Here is a 21,618-nt window from a genome sequence, read left to right on the forward strand (position 1 = left end):
CCGGTCCCGGTCCCGGTCGTTTCGGCTTGGTCGTCGGCGCGACGATCGGATCCGCAGCACGCGAGCTCGGAGTCGACCCCACCGCGTGCAATGGGCCCATCCTGGCTCCGGGAGTCGGCGCACAGGGAGCTGGGATCACTGAACTCGTCGACGTCTTCGGACCCGAGGCCATTGCCGCCAATCAGATCCTGGCCACCACCTCGCGCGCCGTGCTCAGTGCCGGACCCGACGGTGTGCGCGCAGCGGCGAAGTCGCTCAGCGAGTCCCTGACCCAGGTGGGCTGAGACCCGGACACGGTGGGCCGAATCCCACTTCGGGCGCATCCGTGCAGACTGTCGGACTGACGTGCCTGCACGGATGCGGCGGCTGGGGCCTCGACACCGGTCCGCGACGCTGACTGAGGCGGGACGGCGTGGACTCGGAATGACGAGTTCTGCAGACATTTGAGTTTTCTTTCTCGCTTTATGCCTCTCACGAGGGTTTTTGTTTTAGACTGAAGCAACTTCCCTACCTGCTCGTTCATGGTGACAGAGGAGATAATGTGGCACTCGAACCTTTGACCCCGCAACAGCGTTCTGCCGCTCTTGACAAGGCCTTCAAGGCCCGTCAGGCGCGAGCCGAGGTCAAAACCGCGCTGAAGAATGGTCAGACCGATCTCGCCGCCGTGCTGAAGAAGGCCGGCGCAGACGAAGCACTCGCAAAGATGCGCGTCGTCGATCTGCTGAGATCGTTGCCCGGAGTCGGCGACCGACGCGCGGAGGCGGCCATGGATGATGTCGGCATCGCGTCGTCACGGCGAATCAAGGGGCTGGGCGTACACCAGAAGAATGCCCTGTTGGAGAAATACTCCTGAATGTGTGAACAATAGATCTGTGAATAATCGACTCACCGTCCTCGCGGGACCCACCGCGGTCGGAAAAGGCACCATCAGCGCGTACATCAGAGATCATCATCCCGAAGTCTGGTTCTCCGTCTCCGCGACTACGCGGCCGCGGCGACCCGGCGAAACCGATGGTGTTCATTATCACTTCATCAGCGATGACGAGTTCGATTCGCTCATCGCTGCCGGTGAGCTCCTCGAGTACGCAGTTGTGCACGGTCGCCACCGCTACGGCACACCGTCGGCCCAGGTGCAGGAGAAGCTGGCCCAGGGGATACCCTCCCTGCTCGAGATCGATCTGCAGGGAGCACGCCAGGTCAAGGACAAGATGCCCGACGCGCTGTTCGTCTTCCTGTCTCCACCCAGCTGGGAGGAACTCGTCTCGAGACTCACCGGTCGCGGAACCGAATCGGCGGTCGAACAGGAGCGTCGGCTGACCACGGCCAAGCAGGAATTGCAGGCCGAAACCGAGTTCGATGTCACCATCGTCAATGACCACGTTCGCACTGCGGCCGAAGAACTCATATCATTGATGGGTATATCCACTACCGATTAGATTGGACATTCATTGTCTGCACAGCCTGAAGGCATCACCAATCCTCCGATTGATGATCTGCTGGCCGTGACCAGCTCGAAGTACGAGCTGGTCTCGATTGCGGCCCAGAGAGCCCGCCAGATCAACTCCTACTATGCCCAGCTCCAAGAGGGCCTGCTCGAGAACGTCGGTCCGCTCGTGACCCCGGGAACCCACGAGAAGCCCCTGTCGATCGCGCTCCGCGAGATCAATGAGGGCAAGATCGTGGCCCGTGAAGTCACCGAAGCCGACTTCGGTGCGCTCAGCCAAGAGCCTGCACAGCCCGCCGTCAGCAACGACGGCGCACTGGACTTCAGCGACCAGTGAGAACCGTACTCGGCGTCGCCGGTGGAATCGCAGCCTACAAGGCGTGCCATGTCATTCGGCGACTCCGGGAACTCGGGCACAGCGTCAAGGTGGTGCCCACCGCCAGTGCGCTGAACTTCGTCGGTGCCGCCACCTTCGAGGCACTGTCCTCGCAGACGGTGACCACCGATGTCTTCGACGAGGTCGATACGGTCAATCATGTCCGCATCGGACAGGAGGCCGAGCTCGTCGTCATCGCCCCGGCCACGGCCAATGTACTGGCCAAGCTGGCCGCGGGCATCGCCGATGATCTGCTCACCGCCACGGTCCTGACCACGACCGCCGAGGTGGTCGTGGCCCCTGCCATGCACACCGAGATGTGGCAGAACCCGGCCACGGTCGACAACATCGCCACCCTCAGGCGCCGCGGCATCCATGTCCTTGAGCCCGCTGTGGGACGTCTCACCGGTCCGGACTCCGGTCCCGGTCGCCTGCCCGAACCCGAAACCATCGTCGACTTCGCCCTGGCCGCTGCGGGGCAATCGGGCGCGAGCGATTCCAACGCGGGTCCGGCCCTGAGCGGCATGCGCATCGTCATCAGCGCCGGTGGGACCAGGGAGCCGCTCGACCCCGTGCGCTTCCTCGGCAACAGGTCCTCGGGCAAACAGGGCATCGCACTCGCACGCGCAGCTGCTGCGGCGGGAGCTCAGGTCCACCTCGTCGCCGCCAACATCGATTCCGGGCTCCTGACCGATCTGCCCGAAGGCGTGGGCATCACCGAGATCGAGACGACGCTTGAACTGCAGACAGCGCTGCGGGCCGCTCAGACCGACGCCGATGCCATCATCATGGCCGCTGCCGTCGCCGACTACCGTCCAGCGGATCGCACCGACTCGAAGATGAAGAAGACGGGAGACGAGGGGATGACTCTGAGTCTGATACAGAACCCCGATGTGCTCGCCGGTCTCGTTGATACTCGTCGCAACGGGCAGGTCATCATCGGATTCGCCGCCGAAACCGGAGATTCTCATCACAGTGCCCTCGACTACGCGAAGGCGAAGTTCCGACGCAAGGGCGTCGACCTCCTGGTCTTCAACGACGTCTCCGATGACAGGGCCTTCGGCCATGACGACAATGCCGTCCAGATTCTCAGCGCCGACGGTGACGACGTTGTCGCCAGCACGGAATTCCACGGCAGCAAAGACGATGTCTCGGAAAAGGTCATCGAGGCTCTCGCCGATCGTATGGAATGCGTAGAATCGTCGGCGTGAGTCAATCAAATCTGCGTTTCTTCTCGTCCGAATCCGTCACCGAGGGCCATCCCGACAAGATCTGCGACCAGATCAGCGACGCCGTCCTCGACGATCTGCTGAGTCAGGACCCGAACGCCAAGGTCGCCGTCGAGACGATGGTGACCACCGGTCTCGTCCACGTCGCCGGTGAGGTCAACACCGCTGCCTACGCCGATGTGGCAGGCATCGTCCGCAGGCTCATCACCGGAATCGGCTATGACTCATCCGACACCGGATTCGACGGTCATTCCTGCGGAGTGTCGGTGTCCATCGGCAGCCAGTCCACCGACATCCATTCCGGTGTGACGAACCCGCTCGACTTCCGCGAAGCCGTGGAATCCGACCACGGTTCGAGCCTGGGCGCCGGTGACCAGGGCCTGATGTTCGGCTATGCGGACAACGCCACCGACGTCCTCATGCCGGTTCCGATCCACCTGGCCTCACGGATGGCGGAGAAACTGTCCGAGGTGCGCAAGACCGGAGCCTTGGACTATCTGCGTCCCGACGGCAAGACCCAGCTGACACTCGGCTACGACGGCAACGAAGCCGTATCGATCGAGAACATCGTGGTCTCGACCCAGCACGCCGGTCACGTCGACCAGAACCAGCTGCACGCCGAAATCAAGGACTTCGTCGTCGACCCGATCATCGCAGGCTCCGGCCTCGATGACTCTCATACCAACATCCACATCAACCCGGCCGGCCCCTTCGTCACCGGTGGGCCGATGGGCGACGCCGGACTGACAGGTCGCAAGATCATCGTCGACACCTATGGCGGATACTCTCGTCACGGCGGCGGCGCCTTCTCCGGCAAGGACCCCTCGAAGGTCGACCGTTCCGCCGCCTATGCCATGCGCTGGGTGGCGAAGAACGTGGTGGCCGCCGGACTGGCCGACCGCGCCGAGGTACAGGTCTCCTATGCGATCGGCCGTGTCGATCCGATGGGCCTCTACGTCGAAACCTTCGGCACCGAGAAGGTCGACCCACACGCGATCTCGCGGGCCATTCGCGAGGTCTTCGACCTGCGACCTGCCATGATCATCGCCGAACTCGACCTCCTGCGCCCGATCTACTCGCAGACATCGACGTACGGCCACTTCGGTCGTGAGCTCGCCGATTTCACATGGGAGGTCACGGACCGCGCCGACGATCTGCTGCGCGCAGTCTCCTCGGCTTGATGGACGAACCTCTTCCGATCGACACCGGCACCGCAGCCATCGGGCAGGTGCCGCTGGCAGCGGAAGCCCCCGTGGCCCACGTGCTCATCGATCATCCGGTTCCGCATCTGGCCCGTACCTTCGACTACGCGGTGCCGGAGAAGTTCGCGGTCACAGCCCGACCGGGTGTGCGTGTCAGAGTCAAGTTCGCCGGCAAACTGCGTGACGGGTTCCTCCTGGACAGGGTTGACTCCTCCGCGCACATCGGCCCGCTGGCCACGATCGAGCGCATCACCAGCCCGGTCGTCGTGCTCACTCCCGAACTGCTGGAGCTCAGCGCTGCCACGGCTCGCCGCTACGCCGGGACCCTGTCCGACGTCCTCCGTCTGGCGATCCCACCCCGCCACGCACGCGCCGAAAAAGCCGTGCTCAAGGCAGAGAAGGCTCCGCAGGCAGAGAACGCTGAGAAGGCTGCCAAGAATTCAGCTGCCGCCTCGGCCGACACCGCGGCCGACACCGCGGCCGACACCGCATCCGGCACCGCGGCGGATACGATCGCCCGCCTCGGTGAATGGATCGTCAGTGAATCCCCCTCCGCAACCACTGGCTCGTTTCCGGCCTCCGAACACCCAAGGATTGCTCTGACCTGCGTGCCCGGATCCACGCCGGGGCTGAGCTGGATCACCGCCGGTCTTGCCGCAGCCCGGGCCACACTGGCCGCAGGGGAGTCGGTGCTGTGGCTGGTGCCCGATCACCGCGAACTCGCCGTCCTGGCGGCAGCGCTCGAGGCGAGCGCGGATATGCCCGCGTATTCGCAGCTCAGCGCCGATCAGTCTCCCGAACAGCGATGGACTGCGTGGCTGAGCGGCCTGCTCGGGCACACACGCGTGACGATCGGCACCAGAGCTGCCGCCTTCGCCCCTGTCGCAGACCTGGGGCTCATCATCTGCTGCGACGATTCGAACTCGAACTATCTCGACCAGCACGCTCCCTACCCTCATGCACGGGAAGTGTGTCTGCTGCGCTCGACCATTGACACCACCGGGCTGCTGTTGGTCTCGACCGATCGCAGCGCAGAGATCCAGCGCCTCGTCGAGATCGGGTGGCTGCGCGAGGGCAGCCCGACCGGCCCGGACCGTCGTGAGGGTGCTCCCCGCGTCTTCGTCCCAGACGAGGAACGCGATCCCTTCGCCTGGCAGCGCATCCCCTCGCGCGCCTGGCAACTCATGCGCGGGGCCCTGCGTCCGGGGCGCAAGGACACGAATGCCGTCGGACCCGTCCTGGTCCAGGTGCCTCGCGCCGGATACTATCCAGTGTTCGCCTGCGCGAGATGCCAGGAGGTCGCCCGCTGCCCCCGCTGCGAGGCCACACTGACCACCCAGTCGGAGGTCGGGCCCTTCGCCTGCCGGGCCTGCGGATATCACTCCGCAGAGTTCTCCTGCGGACGCTGCCGCTCGAACCAGGTGCGCTCGATCGTGCGCGGCAGAGGCCGCACCGTCGAGGAGCTGCGCAAGGCCCTGCCGGGGGTCGAGATCCTCGAATCCGGCGGAGATGACATTCCCGTCGCGATCGACGATGCACCCCGCCTCGTCGTCGCGACCACGGGAGCGGAACCCTATGCCCTCGGTGGTTACGCCTGCGCGATCCTGCTCGACTCCCTGTGGCCGGGGCCCTGGATGCGTTCGACCGATGAGGGCGTCAGTCGCAGACTGCGCGCGGCAGCCCTCGTGAGATCACGCACCGCCGGAGGCGTCGTCTACCTCGGCGACACCGATGAGACGATCCGGAATACAGTGACCACCTTCGACCCGGTCACGACCATGTCCAGAGCGCTCGAGGATCGGGCCGAACTCGGATTCCCTCCCTACCGTCGCATCGTCGAGCTCACCGGCGCGGGCTTCGACATCGATGCTGTGCTCACCGCCGTGCCCGAACTCACCGAACTCATCCGCGACTCCCAGGGGGACGACCAGAAAGCCGTCGCGGCATACCCGATCGCGGCAGGGGATGCGGTGGGCGAACAGTTGGCGAGTCTGACAGCCTCGCGGTCCGCGAAGAAGCTGCCCCAGGTCCGCATCCGCATCGATGATCCTCGGTCCTTGTGAGTTCCACGATGCCCGGTCGCTGTGCGGGCGACATGAACAAGTAGAATTCCTCAAGTGGATATCGTCTTCGCCGGAACTCCGGATGCCGCAGTGCCAGCCCTCGAGGCCTTCGTCGAATCCAGGCACCGCATCCGTGCAGTCCTCACCCGACCCGATGCCCCTGTCGGTCGCAAACGCGTTCTCACGCCCTCACCGGTCAAGGCTCGGGCCCTGAAGCTGGGACTCGACGTCATCGAGGCGAGCCGACTCCGCGGCGAAGTCATCGCCGAACTCCGAGCCCTTGAGGTCGACGCCGTGGCCGTCGTTGCCTACGGCGCCATTGCAGGCCCGGCAGCCCTGTCCACAGCCGAACTCGGATGGTTCAACCTCCACTTCTCCCTCCTGCCCGCCCATCGCGGAGCCGCTCCGGTCCAGCGCGCCCTCATCGCAGGTCAGAGCCACAGCGGTGTCAGCGTGTTCAAGATCGACGAGGGCATGGACTCCGGCCCCGTCCTGCGCCGCCTCGAACTGCCGCTGGACCATCCCGACGTCGCCACCGCACTCGACGACTACGCTCACCGAGGCGCGGCCGAACTGGTCGCGGCCTTCGACGACCTCGAGGACGGAACCGCCGTCCTGACCCCACAGTCCGGGGAGGCCACCCACGCGGACAAGATCGACATCGCCGACGCACACCTCGACTTCGCCGAACCCGCACAGGCGATCATCGACCGCTCCCGCGGAGTCAGCCCCAGCCCTGGGCCCTGGGCCTACGTCGACGGGAAGCGGACCAAACTGTTCGGACTCGCACCCGCCCCCGACGTCACCACACCTCCCGAGATCGGACTGCTGACCTCGTGGCAGAAGGCCGCCGTTCTCGGCTGCAGCGACGGCTGGGTCCGTGTGGCAGAGATCCAACCCTTCGGCAAAGCACGAATGGCTGCCGTGGACTTCCTGCGCGGCCGTGGCGACATCCGATTCGACCTCACCGACACCGGCGCCGAGCCGACGGCAGACCCCGAGCAAGGAGCATGAAACAGATGCCAGCAGATGAGCGCAGGCCGCGGAAACGGCCGACCGGGAACCCGCCCGGAGCACGCAGGAACTCGGCACCACGCCGACAGGCAGCAGATCAGCTTCAGCCCAGACAGGCGAAGAACCTGCCGAGGCGCATCGCCTGGGAGGTCCTCGTCGACGTTGAGACGAAGGACTCCTACGCGAACCTGCTCCTGCCCGCCAAGCTGGCCCGCACGCACATGGAACCCCAGGACGCGGCATTCACGACGGAACTCACCTACGGTGCCCTGCGCCAGCAGGAGTTCTACGATGCGATCATCGCCACGGCGGCGAACCGGCCCATCGACACCATCGACCCCGAACCGCTGGCAGGCATGCGCCTCGGTGCCCATCAGCTCCTGTCCATGCGCGTGCCCGACCACGCGGCACTGTCCGAGACCGTCGCCGTGATCAAGTCCTATGCGCCGAAGACCGCCGGATTCGTCAACGCCGTCCTGCGCCGGATCTCCGAGATCGCCCGGGCCGAATGGCTGCGCCGCGTCACGGCCGGTGCCACCGCAGTGGGCGAACAGGCCATCGAGTACTCCCATCCCGAATGGATCGTGAGGGCCATGACACAGGCTCTCAAGGGCCACGGACGCCAGGCCTCTGAACTGCAGGCACTCCTCGAAGCCGACAACGCGGCCGCGAAGGTCAGTGTCTCGGCCCTGCCCGGACTCATCGACCGCAGTGAGCTGCCCGGGCAGCCGACCGAGTTCTCACCCATCGGCGTCACCCTTGAGACCGCCGTGCCCAAGAACGTCGACGCCGTCGCTACCGGCCGGGCCCGGGTGCAGGACGAAGGCTCCGCCCTGGTCGCGCTGGCACTGGCGAAGGTTGACGCACCGGCAGGAACCTGGGCAGACCTCTGCGCCGGCCCCGGCGGCAAGGCCGCAGTTCTGGCAGCGATCGCGAAACAGGAGGGAACCACGCTCGACGCCTTCGACTCGAGCGAACACAGGGTCGAACTCGTCAGATCCTCCACCCAGGCACTCGACAACGTCACCACCCGCATCCAGGACGCCCGCGCTGCCACCGGCCCCTACGCGAAGGTCCTCGTCGACGTTCCCTGCTCGGGCCTCGGCGCCCTGCGTCGTCGTCCCGAAGCCCGCTACCGTCGTCGCCCCGAGGACATCAACGCCCTGGCCGGACTGCAGCGAGAACTCCTGCGTGCGGCATTGGAGGCATGCGCTCCGGGGGGAGTCGTGGCCTACTCCACCTGCTCTCCCCATTACGCGGAGACCGTGCTCGTCGTCGACGACGTCCTGCGCGGAACCGACGTCGAGATCCTCGACGCCCCGTCTGTCCTGGCCGAGGTCACCGGCACCGACGCCGAAGGGTTCACCTCGGTGAGCCGGGGAGCGGGACGGTACGCTCAGCTGTGGCCCCATGTCCACGGCACCGATGGAATGTTTGTGGCTCTGATGCGGAAGGCGAACTGAAATGGCGATCGAGATCAACCCCAGCATCCTCAGCTCCGATTTCTCGGACCTGCGTGGTGAACTGGAGAAAATCAGCACTGCCGACATGGCGCACATCGACGTGATGGACAACCATTTCGTCCCGAACCTGACATTCGGGCCTCCCGTAGTCGAACGGATCCAGGCGATCAGCCCGATCCCGCTCGACGCCCATCTGATGATCGCCGAGGCGGACCGGCACGCCCCGATCTACGCCGAACTCGGCTGCGCCTCGGTGACCTTCCACGCCGAGGCGGCCGCAGCACCCGTGCGACTGGCCCGGGAGATCCGGAAGCTGGGGGCCAAAGCCAGCCTCGCGCTCAAGCCGGCCACTCCGATCGAACCCTTCATCGACCTCCTCGGCGAGTTCGACCAGATCCTGATCATGACCGTCGAACCCGGATTCGGCGGACAGAAGTTCCTCGACGTGTGCCTGCCGAAGATCCGGCGGACCCGTGAGGCGATCTCGGCCGCCGGACTTGAGATCAAGCTGCAGGTCGACGGGGGAGTCTCGACATCGACGGTCGAACGCGTCGTCGACGCCGGTGCCGACGTCCTCGTGGCCGGCTCCGCCGTCTACGGTCCCGAGGACGCTGCCGCCGCGATCTCAGGGCTGCGTGAACTCGCAGCATCCCACGTGCACTGAAGAAGGCCGATATGGAACTGCTCTACTGGCTGAACACCCCGGCGTTCGAACTGCTGGGCAAACCGGTGCCGTACTCCGACCTGTTCGGCAACATCTGCGCTCTGGCCACCGTGGTCCTGGCACTGCGCCGGAACATCCTGTCCTGGCCGGTCCAGATCCTGGGTTCCATCCTGCTCTTCGCCGCGAGCATCTCCGCGGGATTGGGCGGAAATGCTTCTCGCCAGGTCGTCATCATCGTCGCCGCAGTCTGGGGTTGGACACAGTGGAAGAAGTCCCGGGAGGCCTCCGGTGAGGTCCTCGTCCGCTGGGCGACCTGGAAGGAGCGCCTGCTCCTGATCTCCGCCCTGCTGCTGGGCACCGGGGTCTTCGGCTATGTCCTGGCGTCGGGAGGGTGGTCGTGGAACCCCTATCCCGACGCCTATATCTTCGTCGGCTCGGTCGTCGCAATGTATGCCCAGGGACGAGCGATCGTCGAATTCTGGTTCGTGTGGCTGGCCGTCGACCTCGTCGGCATCCCCCTGGCAGTCGCCGGTGGGCTCGTGTTCTCCGGGGCCGTGTACCTCGTCTTCCTCGTCATGGTCGTTCTCGGCTTCATCGACTGGTCGAAACGATCACGCCAGACGATCTCCGCGCCGCATCGGGGTGCCACGGACATCAACCGCAGCACTGAGAACTGAGGCTGCCTCGACGACTGAAACCGTCCCGGTGGCCGAGACCCCATGTGAGCGTGGTGTCGACGATGTATTAGGCTGGATTCGTGAAGACCTTTGACTCGCTCTACTCCGAACTCCTGCAGAAATCCCTCGATCGCCCCGAAGGCTCGAAGACCGTGGCCGAACTCGACGCCGGAGTCCATGCGATCGGGAAGAAGGTCGTCGAAGAAGCCGCAGAGGTCTGGATGGCGGCCGAATACGAGACCAAGGACGAGCTCGCCGAGGAGATCTCGCAGCTGCTCTACCATCTGCAGGTGCTCATGGTCGCCAAGGATCTCAGCCTCGACGACGTCAACTCGTACCTGTAGAGACTGCACGAGCACTGCAGTCCGAACCCCAAACAAACCGTTGACGATGACACACAAAAGGACATCATGCTGCGTGTAGCCGTGCCGAACAAGGGCGCACTGTCCGAAGCCGCCTCCGAGATGCTCAGCGAGGCCGGATACTCCACCCGTCGAGGAAGCAAGACCCTGGTCCATCAGGACGAAGTCAACGGCGTCGAATTCTTCTACCTGCGTCCACGCGACATCGCCGTCTACGTGGGCTCGGGGATCCTCGACGCCGGCATCACCGGTCGCGATCTGCTGCTGGAGTCGAAGGCCGAGGCCCAGGAGGTCATCGGTCTCGGGTTCGGCGCTTCCCGTTTCTTCTACGCAGGCGTCACCGGCTCCTATTCCTCGCCGACCCAGCTGGAGGGCGCACGCATCGCCACCAGCTTCCCGAACCTCGTCGACGCCGACCTGCAGGCCAGGGGAATCGACGCGAAGACCGTCCAGCTCGACGGAGCGATCGAAGTCTCCATCCAGCTCGGCGTCGCCGACGCCATCGCCGATGTGGTCGAGACCGGCAGCACCCTGCGTGCGGCAGGACTCGAGACATTCGGCGACCCCCTGCTGGAGTCAGAGGCCGTCCTCATTCAGCGCGAGGGAGCGGCCGAGACGATCGGGGTGCTGCGCCGTCGGCTCGAATCCGTGATGGTGGCCCGTCAGTACGTCCTCGTCGACTACAACATCGAAGAGCGCCTTCTGCCTGAGGCCCTCGGGCTGACCCCGGGACTCGAATCACCCACGATCTCTCCGCTGCAGGAGACAGGCTGGGTGGCGGCACGAGTCATGGTCGAGTCCAAAGAGGTCAACAATGTCATGGACCGTCTCTACGCGGTCGGTGCCCGTGCGATTCTGGTGACGAACATTGGCGCCTGCCGAATCTGAATTCCGCGTCTTCAGGCCCCGCCAGGTGCGTGTCATCAGCATCGTCGGCGCTGTGGCACTGTTCATCGGCTTCGCCGTGCTGTCGATCGCACTCCTCGTCGTGGATTGGGAGCCATGGACCCCGCTCGACACGGTCTGGATGAATGTGCTGGGCGTCATCTTCGCCGCGGCCCTGCTGCGCGTGGCCGACATCCAGGCCAAACCGAGCGAATCGGGCCTGGTCGTGAAGAACATGGTCAGGACGCGGACCTTCGCGTGGAGCCAGATCCTCGGCGTCGCCTTCTCACCCGAGGGCGACGATCCCTGGCCCACCCTCGATCTCACCGACGGAACCACATACGCCGTGATGGCGATCCAGCACGCAGATGGGCCCCGAGCCCACGAGGAATGTCAGCGATTGCGTATGCTCATCGCTGGATGGACCCACTTCAAGGAGGAATAGGAATGTCGAACGACACACTCACCGGGGTCGAAGGCCCACTGACCGGATACACGGTCATCGACCTCTCCCGCGCATTGGCCGGCCCACATGCGGGAATGATGTTCGGTGACCTCGGCGCCCGAGTGATCAAGGTCGAGAACCCGGGCAAGGGGGATGACTCCCGGTCCTGGGGCCCTCCGTTCGTCGGTCCCGAGGACGACCCCCAGGCCACGTACTTCTTCTCCTGCAACCGCAACAAGGAGTCCATTGCCCTCGACCTCAAGTCGGACACCGGCAAGGAGACGCTGCGGGAGCTCATCTCACGCGCCGACGTGCTCGTCGAGAACTTCCGCTCCGGCGTCCTCGACCGTCTCGGCTTCTCGACCGCCATGTGCATGGAGATCAACCCCCGCCTGGTGCTGCTGTCGATCACCGGCTTCGGCCACGACGGACCCGAGTCCTCCCGTGCCGGCTACGACCAGATCGCCCAGGGCGAGGCCGGACTCATGTCGCTGACGGGATCCGGACCCGAAGACATGCAGCGAGTCGGAGTGCCCATCGCCGACCTCCTCGCCGGCATCTACGGTTCCTATGGAGTTCTCGCCGCACTGCTCGAACGTGAGCGCACAGGCAAGGGCAAGGTCGTGCGCACCTCGCTCATCGCCGGAATGGTCGGAGTCCACGCCTTCCAGGGCACGCGCGCCACCGTGGCCAAGCAGAACCCCGAACCCGGTGGCAATCATCATCCTTCCCTCTCGCCCTACGGGCTCTTCAAGTGCCATGAGGGAGCCGTGCAGATCTCCGTGGGAAACGAGAATCTGTGGCAGAAGTTCTGCGCCGCCTTCGGCATCGACCCGGCGACAGAGGGCATGAGCGACAACTCTTCCCGTGTCGCGAACCGACCGGCCGTCATCGAGCTCATCGAGAGCAAGTTCGCAGACTATGGCCCGGATGAGCTCCTCGCCAAGCTGGGCGACGCCGGCATCCCGTCGGGAACCGTTCGCACACTCGAAGAGGTCTATTCCTGGGATCAGGCGCTGAGCCAGGGCCTCAAGGTCTCGGTCGACCACCCCGTCCTCGGCGACATCGACCTGCCCGGACCACCGCTGCGCTTCTTCGACGCCGACGGCGAGGCCGAGGTCGAAACCACGAGAACCACGCACGAAGCCCCGCCTCTGCTCAACGAGGACGCCGAGGCGATCGTGTCCTGGCTCGACGCGGACAGCTGAGGAGGCCGACGACAGCCGCACCACCCACCGTCGGCTGTCATCGGCAGATGCAGGCCCAGCGCACTGGACCCAACACCGCTTTACCGTTCGTCAGACACATCTGAAACAGGAGATACGCACGTGGCACGGTTGAACGCACATGAACTCGTCGACATCGTCGTGGACGACGGATCCTTCGTGTCCTGGGACACGACGCCGATCATGCCCGCCGGGGGAGTCTCCGAGGATTACGCGGCCGAACTCGCCGCCGCCCGGGAGAAATCCGGCGCCGACGAAGCCATCATCACCGGAGAGGGCACGATCGAGGGTCGACGCGTCGCCATCGTCGCCGGGGAATTCCGATTCCTCGCCGGTTCGATCGGTGTCGCCGCAGCCCAGCGGCTCGTCGACGCGATCGAACGCGCGACCCTCGAAGGGCTGCCGCTGCTGGCCGGGCCCGCCTCCGGCGGGACCAGAATGCAGGAAGGCACGATCGCATTCCTGTCGATGGTCAAGATCACCAACGCCGTCATGGCCCACCGCCGCGCGGGCCTGCCCTACCTCGTGTACCTGCGCCATCCCACCACCGGCGGCGTCTTCGCCTCCTGGGGATCGATGGGCCATGTCACCGTCGCCGAGGCGGGTTCGCTCATCGGCTTCCTCGGCCCGCGTGTCTTCGAAGCCATCTATGAGGAGAAGTTCCCGGAGAACGTGCAGACAGGTGAGAACCTGCACAAGCACGGCATCATCGACGCGGTGATCGGCCCCGAGCGGATCCAGGCCACCGTGGCCCGAGTCCTCGACGTCCTCATGGGCGCCAAAGAGATCCCTCCTCGTGTGGCCGATCCCGACACGCGCCCTGTGAGCGTCGACCCGGACTCCGACGCCTGGGAGGCGATCACACGGTCTCGCAACGGCGATCGTCCCGGAGTGCGCGATCTGCTGCGGACAGCGGCCAACACGGTGCTGCCGCTCAACGGCACGGGACAGGGCGAAAAGGATCCAGGACTGCTGCTGGCATTGGCGAAATTCGGCTCAGCGCCGTGCATCGTCCTCGGACAGGACCGGTTCCGCCAGGACTCCCGAGCCCCGCTCGGACCCGCGGCACTGCGAGAAGCCAGGCGCGGCATGCGGTTGGCGGCCGAACTCGATCTGCCGCTCGTGACCGTCATCGACACGCCGGGCGCCGCACTGTCGAAATCTGCCGAGGAGGGCGGCATCGCCGGAGAGATCGCTCGCAGCCTCGCCGACCTCGCCAATCTCGACGCACCCTCGGTGTCCCTCATCCTCGGCGAGGGATCCGGCGGGGGAGCCCTCGCACTGATTCCCGCGGACCGAGTCCTCAGCGCCGAGAACGGATGGCTGTCACCACTGCCTCCGGAAGGAGCCTCGGCGATCGTGCACCGCACGACCGACCGTGCACCGGAGATGGCACAGAGCCAAGGTGTGCATGCGCCGATGCTCATGGCCACAGGAGTCGTCGACCGGATCATCTCCGAAGACCCCGACGCGAGCCAGGAGCCATTGGACTTCGTGGCCCGGGTGGGTGCGACACTGGAGTACGAACTCATCGAACTCATGCGCGAACCCTCCGACCGGCGCCTGGCACGCCGGATGGAACGGTATCGCACCCTCGGAATCTGAACGTCGACGACGGAATCTAGGAGAATCATATGGTTGCCATCAGAGTCATCCCATGCCTGGACGTCGACGAAGGACGTGTCGTCAAGGGCGTGAACTTCGCCGACCTCAAGGACGCCGGCGATCCGGTCGAACTGGCCAGACGCTACGGCGAATCCGGGGCCGACGAGCTGACGTTCCTCGATGTCACCGCCAGTAGCGGAGATCGGGAGACCGTTCACGACATCGTCCGTGCCTGTGCCGAAGAGGTCTTCATTCCTCTGACCGTCGGTGGCGGCATCCGCAGCGTCTCCGACGTCGACAGGCTCCTGCGCGATGGTGCCGACAAAGTCTCCGTCAACACCTCCGCAGTGACAAACCCCCAGCTCATCAGCGATATCGCCCGTCACTTCGGCAATCAGGTCCTCGTCCTGTCCCTCGACGCCAGGCGCACCCAGGGAACCCGGACGCGCTCCGGCTTCGAAGTCACCACCCGCGGTGGTCGGGAGGGAACCGGTCGCTGCGCGATCGATTGGATCACCGAGGCCGCCGATCGTGGCGTCGGTGAGATCCTGCTCAACTCCATCGACGCCGACGGCACCCGTGACGGCTTCGATCTCGAACTCATCGCCGCAGCCCGGGCGGCCGTCGACGTTCCGCTGATCGCCTCCGGTGGGGCCGGACGAGTCGACCATTTCGCTCCGGCCGTGGCCGCCGGGGCAGACGCGCTGCTGGCAGCGAGCGTCTTCCACTTCGGGACACTGAGCATCGCCGAGGTCAAGGACGCACTCCGGACGGAAGGGATCGAGGTCCGATGAGCACACACGAGGCGAGCACACCCGGGTCCGGAAGCCCGAGTGACGCGAACCCGGAGAACTGGCGCGAACTGATCACGGTCAACGCCGACGGGCTCATTCCCGTCATCGTCCAGGAGGTCACCACCCGCGAGGTCCTGATGATGGCCTGGATGGACACCGAAGCCGTCGAACGAACCCTGCGCGGCGGCCGCGCCGTGTACTGGTCGCGGTCCCGGCAGGAGTACTGGGTCAAAGGAGAGACCTCGGGGCACACCCAGAAGGTGGCGTCCCTGAGCCTCGACTGCGACGCCGACGCTCTGCTCATGGAGGTCGAACAGACCGGCCCGGCCTGCCACACCCTGACCCCGACGTGCTTCACCGGAAGGACCATCAGTGCCAACTGACACACGCACGACCGACACCGGCACGACCGGACCGGAGACGACGCACACCGGGCTGAGGATCCGCCCCAGCCTCGATGAATTCCGCGCCTCCGGCGCCGACCACCGTCTGGTCCCCGTCCACGCGGAGGTCCTCGCCGACTCCGAGACACCATTGAGCCTGTACCGCAAGCTCACCGACGGCGGCCCCGGCAGCTTCCTCTTCGAATCGGCTGTGTCCGGAGCCTGGGCGCGCTATTCATTCATCGGTTCCGCCCCCGTGGCCACACTGATCTCCGACGGCGAAGGTTGTCGCTGGGAGGGCACACCTCCGGTGGGGATCCCCACCGAGGGCAGCGTGCTCGATGCGGTGACCGCGACCCTTGAGCTGCTCGCCGTCGACTCGACCGAGTCGCATCTTCCGCCGATGGTCTCCAGCTTTGTCGGATACTTCGGTTGGGACATCGTCCGTGAGTTCGAGAAACTGGGACCGGCCCAAACCAACGAGCATCATCTGCCGACCGTGCAGCTGATGATTCCGGGCGACATCGCGGTCTATGACCACTACTCGGGGACCCTCACACTCGTGGCCAATGTCTTCAACGTCAATGGTGCCGACACCGGCATCGACGAGGCGTACCACGCGGGTGTCGACCGGATCGATGCGATGCTCACCAGGATCAGCAGGCCCAGCGCAGCAGAGATCTCGAGCACGCACTTCGTCAAGCCCGAGATATCGACCCGCACCGACCCGCAGGTCTACCTCGACAGCGTCGAGCAGGCCAAGCGTGAGATCGTCGACGGCGAGATCTTCCAAGTCGTCCTCGGCCAGCGATTCGACACCGACTGCGCAGCCGACCCTCTGACCGTCTATCGGATGCTGCGCCATTCGAACCCCAGCCCATTCATGTATCTGCTCAACCTCCACGACGACCAGGGGCAGCCCGCCAGCATCATCGGCTCATCCCCGGAAGCTCTCGTCACGGTCCGGTCCGGAGACGTCGTGACCCACCCGATCGCGGGTTCGCGTCCTCGTGGAGCCACGCCCGAAGAGGACTCGACGCTGGCCAGAGACCTGATCAGCGACGAGAAGGAACGTGCCGAGCACCTCATGCTCGTCGACCTCGCCCGCAACGACCTCGCAAAGGTCTGCCGTGCCGGAACGGTCGATGTCAGTGAGTTCATGGACATCGTCCGCTACAGCCACATCATGCACATCTCCTCAACCGTGCGCGGCGAACTCGCACCCGGCCACGGAGCCGTGGATGTGCTGCGTGCAGCGTTCCCGGCAGGAACCCTCTCGGGAGCACCGAAGCCTCGTGCTCTGCAGATCATCGACGAGCTCGAAACAATCGGCCGTGGAATCTACGGGGGCGTCGTCGGATACATGTCGTTCACAGGCGACCTCGATCTGGCAATCGCCATCCGCACAGGGGTCCTGCGTGACTCGATCATGAGCGTCTACGCCGGTGGTGGACTCGTCGCCGATTCGGTTCCCGAAACCGAATACCAGGAATCGCAGAACAAGGCGGCCGCAGTGCTGGGGGCCGCGGCAGCTGCCAGTGCCGTGGAGAGACTCGGCGCATCGACCGGGGAACGCAGCTGAGATGACGAAATCACGCGGCGTTCTCCTCGTCCTCATCCTCGCCGGGGCGCTGTGGGCAATCAGCCTCGCGTCGTGGCAGGCCGGCGTGACAGGCGACTCACTCGGCCCCTCAGGTGTGGCTGATGTCACAGAGGATGCGAGTGCCCAGGCATCGCCGGTCGCAACCGCGTGCGTCGCGATCATCGCCGTCACCGGACTGCTTTCAGCCATGGTGGGCAAGATCGGACGATTCGTCGTCCTCGGCTTCGCCTCGCTCGCCGCCATCGGCTACGGCATCACCGCACTGCAGTCGGTCTCAGCCCCTGGAGCCACCAGCTGGCCGATAGTCGCACTGTGTGCGTCGGCGATCGCGCTCGTCGTCATCGTCTATGTGGCCTTCGCCTCGGCGGGCTGGACCAACTCCAACCGCTACGCCAGAACCGCAGAGGCCGACGGTGAGGAGTTCGACTCCGCAGCGACATGGGACGCCCTGTCCCGCGGAGACGACCCCGAATCCGACCCGGAAGCCCCGGAGTCCGATACCGACGACGGATCGAAATGACCTCGTGACCGGGTCGGTGCCTTGACCCAAGTCAAAGCGTGTCACAATGGATGCAACAAGTTTTCACGCGTGCCACGCCTGCATCTCTAAGGAGCACCATGTCGCAATCCGTCGCTCGTAACGGCGCAACCGATCTCGACAAATCGACGATTGACTATGCCGCCATCGCCGACCCAGGACACGGAAACTCCGTGGCCGGCTGGACCGGTGTGATCGTCATGCTCATCGGTGTGACCATCGGCTGCGTCGGGTTCACCATCCACACCGCGACCATCACCTACGTCGGTGTCGGCGTCGTCGTGCTCGGACTCATCGCCGGCCTCATCCTGCGTGCCGTCGGTCTGGGAAACAAGCCGAAGAAGCAATGACAGTTCTCGACGACATCGTCGCCGGTGTGCGCGAAGACCTCGCCGCACGCCGGAGGCAGGAACCGCTGGCAGACGTCATTGAGCGCGCGCGTGGGGCCCAGCCTGCACGTGCGTTCGATCTCGACGGTGACTTCGGTGTCATCGCCGAGGTGAAACGGCGTTCTCCCTCCCGCGGGGACCTCGCCCACATCCCGGATCCGGGGACCCTGGCCGGACTCTATGCCGCCGGGGGAGCACGAGCGATCAGCGTGCTCACCGAAGGACGACGCTTCTCCGGCAGCCTTGAGGACCTCGACACCGTTCGAGCGGCGGTCGACATCCCCGTCCTGCGCAAGGACTTCATGGTCGAGGAATACCAATTCCATGAAGCCCGCGCTCATGGCGCTGATCTCGTCCTCCTCATCGTTGCGGCACTGGACGTCGGCCAACTCCACGAGTTCCACGCTCTCGCCCGTGAACTGGGGATGACCGCCCTCGTCGAGACGCACAATGCTGAAGAGCTGGCGATCGCGGCCGAACTTGATGCCCCTCTGATCGGCATCAACACGCGAAATCTCAAGGATCTCAGCGTCGACACGAACCGTTTCGCGCCACTGGCCGACCTGGCGCCCGCAGAATGCACTCTGGTCGCTGAGTCCGGAGTCGCGGGCCCCGAGGATGTCGAGTCCTACGCCGGTGCCGGTGCCGATCTCGTTCTCGTCGGCGAAGCACTCGTCACCGGAGGCGACGCAGGCTCGGCCGTGGCCGCCTTCACCTCGACCGGGCAGGAACGACGGGCGGCGACCATCCGTCAGTCTTGACCCACCGACGACAATTTCGAACCACGAAGGACGGCAATGACCGATTTGAGCCAGGAGAACGGACCCTACTTCGGTTCGTACGGAGGCAGATTCTTCCCAGAAGCGCTGATCCCCGCACTCGACGAGATCGAGGAGACCTGGCGCAAATCCCAGGTCGATCCGGCATTCACCGAACAGCTGCTCGAACTGCAGAAGAGCTACATCGGCCGCCCCAGCCTGCTCACCGAGGCCACCCGGTTCGCCGCCCACTGCGGCGGTGCCAGAGTGTTCCTCAAACGCGAGGACCTCAACCACACCGGCAGCCACAAGATCAACAACGCCGTGGGTCAGGCCCTGTTGGCCAAGCGCATGGGCAAGACGCGCGTCATCGCTGAGACCGGAGCCGGACAGCACGGTGTCGCCGCGGCGACCGCTGCCGCTCTCCTCGACATGGAGTGCGAGGTCTACATGGGCGAGGAGGACACCCAGCGGCAGGCACTCAATGTCGCCCGGATGCGTCTGCTCGGGGCGAAGGTGAACTCCGTGAGCAACGGCACGCGGACGCTCAAGGACGCGATGAACGAGGCCATGCGCGACTGGGTCGCCAACGTCGCCGACACCCACTACATCATCGGCACCGTCGCGGGTCCGCATCCGTTCCCAGCCATGGTCCGCTCCTTTCAGGACGTCATCGGTGTCGAAGCTCGCGAACAGATCCAGAACACGGTCGGTCGTCTGCCCGATGCCGTGTGCGCATGCGTCGGCGGCGGTTCGAACGCCATGGGCTTGTTCGCGGCCTTCCTCGACGACCCCGAGGTGAAGATATTCGGCTTCGAAGCCGGAGGCGAGGGCGTCGACAGTGGACGGCACGCGGCACGATTCTCCGGCGGACGACCCGGAGTCCTCCACGGCTCCGCCACCTATATCCTCCAGGATGAGGACGGTCAGACCCGGGGTTCCCACTCGATCTCGGCGGGCCTCGACTACCCGTCTGTCGGCCCTGAGCACTCCTACCTTCACGACACCCAGCGCGTGATCTACGAGCCGGTCGTCGACGAGGAGGCGATGGAAGCCATGCAGCTGCTGTCGCGAACCGAAGGCATCATCCCGGCGATCGAATCAGCCCACGCCCTTGCCGGAGCGATGCGTGTGGGACGAGAGCTCGGCAGCGACGCGGTCCTGCTCGTCAACCTCTCCGGCCGCGGCGACAAGGACATGACCACGGCCGCCAAATGGTTCGACTACTTCGACGAAGGAGCTGTGCAGGTATGACGAGCTCAGGACAACGATCGGGCACCACACTCGACGCCGTCGCCCAGGCGGGCCGCAAGGCCGCACTCATCGGATATCTTCCCGTCGGGTTTCCGTCGGTCGAAGGCTCCATCGAGGCCATGGTCGAACTGGTGAAGTCCGGGGTCGACATCGTGGAAGTGGGAATGCCGTATACCGACCCGGGAATGGACGGACCCGTCATCCAACGCGCCGCCGAGCACGGTCTCGCTGCCGGGGTGCGCACCTCAGACATCTTCTCTGCCGTCTCAGCCGTCGCAGAAGCCGGCGGCACCGCCGTCGTGATGAGCTACTGGAACCTGGTGCTCCAACACGGCGTGAGCGCCTTCGCACGCGACCTGGACTCGGCCGGCGGCGGAGGCATCATCACCCCCGACCTCATTCCCGATGAAGCTTCCGAATGGATGAGCGTCTCCGACGAATACGATCTCGACCGCATCTTCCTCGCCGCTCCCTCATCGACGCCCGAGCGCATCGCCACAATCGTCGACGCGAGCCGCGGATTCGTCTATGCGGCCTCGACGATGGGCGTGACCGGAGTCCGCTCCGAGGTCGACAACCACGCTCGCGACCTCGTGACGCGCCTGAAGGATGCCGGAGCTCCCCATGCCTGTGTCGGGCTCGGAGTCTCGACGCGCGAACAGGCCGGCGAAGTCGCAGACTACGCTGACGGCGTCATTGTCGGCTCTGCCCTCGTCCGCGCCCTCGACAGCGACGGAGTCAGCGGAATCGCCACCTTGGCCGCTGAGCTCGCGGAGGGCTGTGCATGAGCCGGGCTCATATGCACGCATCCACCAGCGGTCTTCACCTCGGCTCGGTCACGATCCCGGTGTGGGCTCTGGTGGCCCTCGCGCTCGTCGTCGTCCTCCTCATCGTCGGAGTCGTCGTCTTTCGACTGGTTCGGCGCGCTCGAAGGATCGCCGGCGCCACGGACGGTGCCTCGCAGGGGACCGGCGATGACTTCGGAGGGCACAGCTTCGGATATTTCGGTGCGGTCACCTCGGCGATCTCAATCACCCCCGATGTGAAGTCGAAATCTCGGGGAGGCGACGGGTCGAAATCCCAGGGCGAGGACGGGCCGAAGACCGAGGACTGAGACGTTTTGGTCTGCTGAATGGTCCTTTTTCGGGGCCGCCCTGAGCTGCCGAGGGGTGTAGGCTAGCTAACCGACCGTGAGAACCACGTCACATGTGTGCCCAAGGACGATCTCCAGAGGGCGCCGCCGA

The 21,618-nt window shown here is 65.3% G+C and carries 24 protein-coding genes and 1 pseudogene; all 25 read left to right on the forward strand.

Annotation, left to right across the window (positions count from 1 at the left end; translation table 11 throughout):
- Positions 1-284: pseudogene (locus L0G76_RS03810) on the forward strand (orotidine-5'-phosphate decarboxylase); the annotation flags it as partial.
- Positions 285-541: 257 nt separating this feature from the next.
- Complete coding sequence (gene mihF / locus L0G76_RS03815) at positions 542-853, forward strand: integration host factor, actinobacterial type (RefSeq protein WP_092108101.1); 312 nt, start codon at positions 542-544, stop codon at positions 851-853.
- Positions 854-872: 19 nt separating this feature from the next.
- A complete protein-coding gene (gmk, locus tag L0G76_RS03820; RefSeq protein ID WP_172802635.1) occupies positions 873-1,436 on the forward strand; it encodes a guanylate kinase in 564 nt (187 codons plus the stop codon).
- Positions 1,437-1,448: 12 nt separating this feature from the next.
- Complete coding sequence (gene rpoZ, locus L0G76_RS03825) at positions 1,449-1,781, forward strand: DNA-directed RNA polymerase subunit omega (RefSeq protein WP_304356001.1); 333 nt, start codon at positions 1,449-1,451, stop codon at positions 1,779-1,781.
- On the forward strand, positions 1,778-3,031 hold the full coding sequence (coaBC, locus tag L0G76_RS03830) for a bifunctional phosphopantothenoylcysteine decarboxylase/phosphopantothenate--cysteine ligase CoaBC (RefSeq protein ID WP_304356002.1): 1,254 nt from the start codon (positions 1,778-1,780) through the stop codon (positions 3,029-3,031). The genes rpoZ and coaBC overlap by 4 nt, the downstream gene beginning before the upstream one ends.
- Positions 3,028-4,230, forward strand: coding sequence for a methionine adenosyltransferase (metK, locus tag L0G76_RS03835; protein ID WP_304356003.1), 1,203 nt, complete (start codon positions 3,028-3,030; stop codon positions 4,228-4,230). The genes coaBC and metK overlap by 4 nt, the downstream gene beginning before the upstream one ends.
- Positions 4,230-6,314, forward strand: coding sequence for a primosomal protein N' family DNA-binding protein (locus L0G76_RS03840; protein WP_304356004.1), 2,085 nt, complete (start codon positions 4,230-4,232; stop codon positions 6,312-6,314). Before metK ends, L0G76_RS03840 begins: the two co-directional genes overlap by 1 nt.
- A gap of 54 nt (positions 6,315-6,368) precedes the next feature.
- Positions 6,369-7,328 (forward strand): methionyl-tRNA formyltransferase, encoded by a 960-nt coding sequence (locus L0G76_RS03845; protein ID WP_304356005.1) that lies wholly within the window; start codon positions 6,369-6,371, stop codon positions 7,326-7,328.
- A 5-nt stretch (positions 7,329-7,333) separates the two neighbouring features.
- Positions 7,334-8,791: an RsmB/NOP family class I SAM-dependent RNA methyltransferase gene (locus tag L0G76_RS03850; protein WP_487246984.1), complete on the forward strand. Its 1,458-nt coding sequence runs from the start codon at positions 7,334-7,336 to the stop codon at positions 8,789-8,791.
- Between the two features lies 1 nt (position 8,792).
- Positions 8,793-9,455, forward strand: coding sequence for a ribulose-phosphate 3-epimerase (gene rpe / locus L0G76_RS03855; RefSeq protein WP_304356007.1), 663 nt, complete (start codon positions 8,793-8,795; stop codon positions 9,453-9,455).
- An 11-nt stretch (positions 9,456-9,466) separates the two neighbouring features.
- Positions 9,467-10,132, forward strand: coding sequence for a nicotinamide mononucleotide transporter family protein (locus tag L0G76_RS03860; RefSeq protein ID WP_304356008.1), 666 nt, complete (start codon positions 9,467-9,469; stop codon positions 10,130-10,132).
- Positions 10,133-10,212: 80 nt separating this feature from the next.
- Complete coding sequence (locus L0G76_RS03865; protein WP_304356009.1) at positions 10,213-10,476, forward strand: phosphoribosyl-ATP diphosphatase; 264 nt, start codon at positions 10,213-10,215, stop codon at positions 10,474-10,476.
- A gap of 66 nt (positions 10,477-10,542) precedes the next feature.
- On the forward strand, positions 10,543-11,382 hold the full coding sequence (gene hisG / locus L0G76_RS03870; RefSeq protein ID WP_304356010.1) for an ATP phosphoribosyltransferase: 840 nt from the start codon (positions 10,543-10,545) through the stop codon (positions 11,380-11,382).
- Positions 11,383-11,407: 25 nt separating this feature from the next.
- Positions 11,408-11,824 (forward strand): PH domain-containing protein, encoded by a 417-nt coding sequence (locus L0G76_RS03875; RefSeq protein WP_304356011.1) that lies wholly within the window; start codon positions 11,408-11,410, stop codon positions 11,822-11,824.
- 2 nt (positions 11,825-11,826) lie between these two features.
- Positions 11,827-13,032, forward strand: coding sequence for a CaiB/BaiF CoA transferase family protein (locus L0G76_RS03880; RefSeq protein WP_304356012.1), 1,206 nt, complete (start codon positions 11,827-11,829; stop codon positions 13,030-13,032).
- 120 nt (positions 13,033-13,152) lie between these two features.
- Positions 13,153-14,655: a carboxyl transferase domain-containing protein gene (locus tag L0G76_RS03885; RefSeq protein WP_304356013.1), complete on the forward strand. Its 1,503-nt coding sequence runs from the start codon at positions 13,153-13,155 to the stop codon at positions 14,653-14,655.
- Positions 14,656-14,684: 29 nt separating this feature from the next.
- Positions 14,685-15,449 carry an imidazole glycerol phosphate synthase subunit HisF gene (gene hisF / locus L0G76_RS03890; protein WP_304356014.1) on the forward strand — a complete coding sequence of 255 codons (765 nt, stop codon included), beginning with the start codon at positions 14,685-14,687 and terminating at the stop codon, positions 15,447-15,449.
- Positions 15,446-15,832, forward strand: a complete 387-nt coding sequence (hisI, locus tag L0G76_RS03895; protein ID WP_304356015.1) for a phosphoribosyl-AMP cyclohydrolase — start codon at positions 15,446-15,448, stop codon at positions 15,830-15,832. The genes hisF and hisI overlap by 4 nt, the downstream gene beginning before the upstream one ends.
- Positions 15,822-17,414 carry an anthranilate synthase component I gene (gene trpE / locus L0G76_RS03900; RefSeq protein WP_304356016.1) on the forward strand — a complete coding sequence of 531 codons (1,593 nt, stop codon included), beginning with the start codon at positions 15,822-15,824 and terminating at the stop codon, positions 17,412-17,414. Before hisI ends, trpE begins: the two co-directional genes overlap by 11 nt.
- Position 17,415: 1 nt before the next feature.
- On the forward strand, positions 17,416-17,955 hold the full coding sequence (locus L0G76_RS03905; RefSeq protein ID WP_304356017.1) for a Trp biosynthesis-associated membrane protein: 540 nt from the start codon (positions 17,416-17,418) through the stop codon (positions 17,953-17,955).
- A gap of 98 nt (positions 17,956-18,053) precedes the next feature.
- A complete protein-coding gene (locus L0G76_RS03910; RefSeq protein WP_092108138.1) occupies positions 18,054-18,323 on the forward strand; it encodes an HGxxPAAW family protein in 270 nt (89 codons plus the stop codon).
- Positions 18,320-19,123 carry an indole-3-glycerol phosphate synthase TrpC gene (trpC, locus tag L0G76_RS03915; protein ID WP_304356018.1) on the forward strand — a complete coding sequence of 268 codons (804 nt, stop codon included), beginning with the start codon at positions 18,320-18,322 and terminating at the stop codon, positions 19,121-19,123. The genes L0G76_RS03910 and trpC overlap by 4 nt, the downstream gene beginning before the upstream one ends.
- Before the next feature lie 36 nt (positions 19,124-19,159).
- Complete coding sequence (gene trpB / locus L0G76_RS03920; protein WP_304356019.1) at positions 19,160-20,374, forward strand: tryptophan synthase subunit beta; 1,215 nt, start codon at positions 19,160-19,162, stop codon at positions 20,372-20,374.
- On the forward strand, positions 20,371-21,162 hold the full coding sequence (gene trpA / locus L0G76_RS03925; protein WP_304356020.1) for a tryptophan synthase subunit alpha: 792 nt from the start codon (positions 20,371-20,373) through the stop codon (positions 21,160-21,162). The genes trpB and trpA overlap by 4 nt, the downstream gene beginning before the upstream one ends.
- A gap of 11 nt (positions 21,163-21,173) precedes the next feature.
- The gene (locus L0G76_RS03930; RefSeq protein ID WP_304356021.1) at positions 21,174-21,488 is read left to right on the forward strand and encodes a hypothetical protein; all 315 of its coding nucleotides are present in this window, start codon (positions 21,174-21,176) and stop codon (positions 21,486-21,488) included.
- Positions 21,489-21,618: the final 130 nt, after the last annotated feature.

Origin of the sequence: Brevibacterium picturae (genome assembly GCF_030453725.1) — a bacterium.
In the GTDB taxonomy this organism is placed as follows: domain Bacteria; phylum Actinomycetota; class Actinomycetes; order Actinomycetales; family Brevibacteriaceae; genus Brevibacterium; species Brevibacterium sandarakinum_A.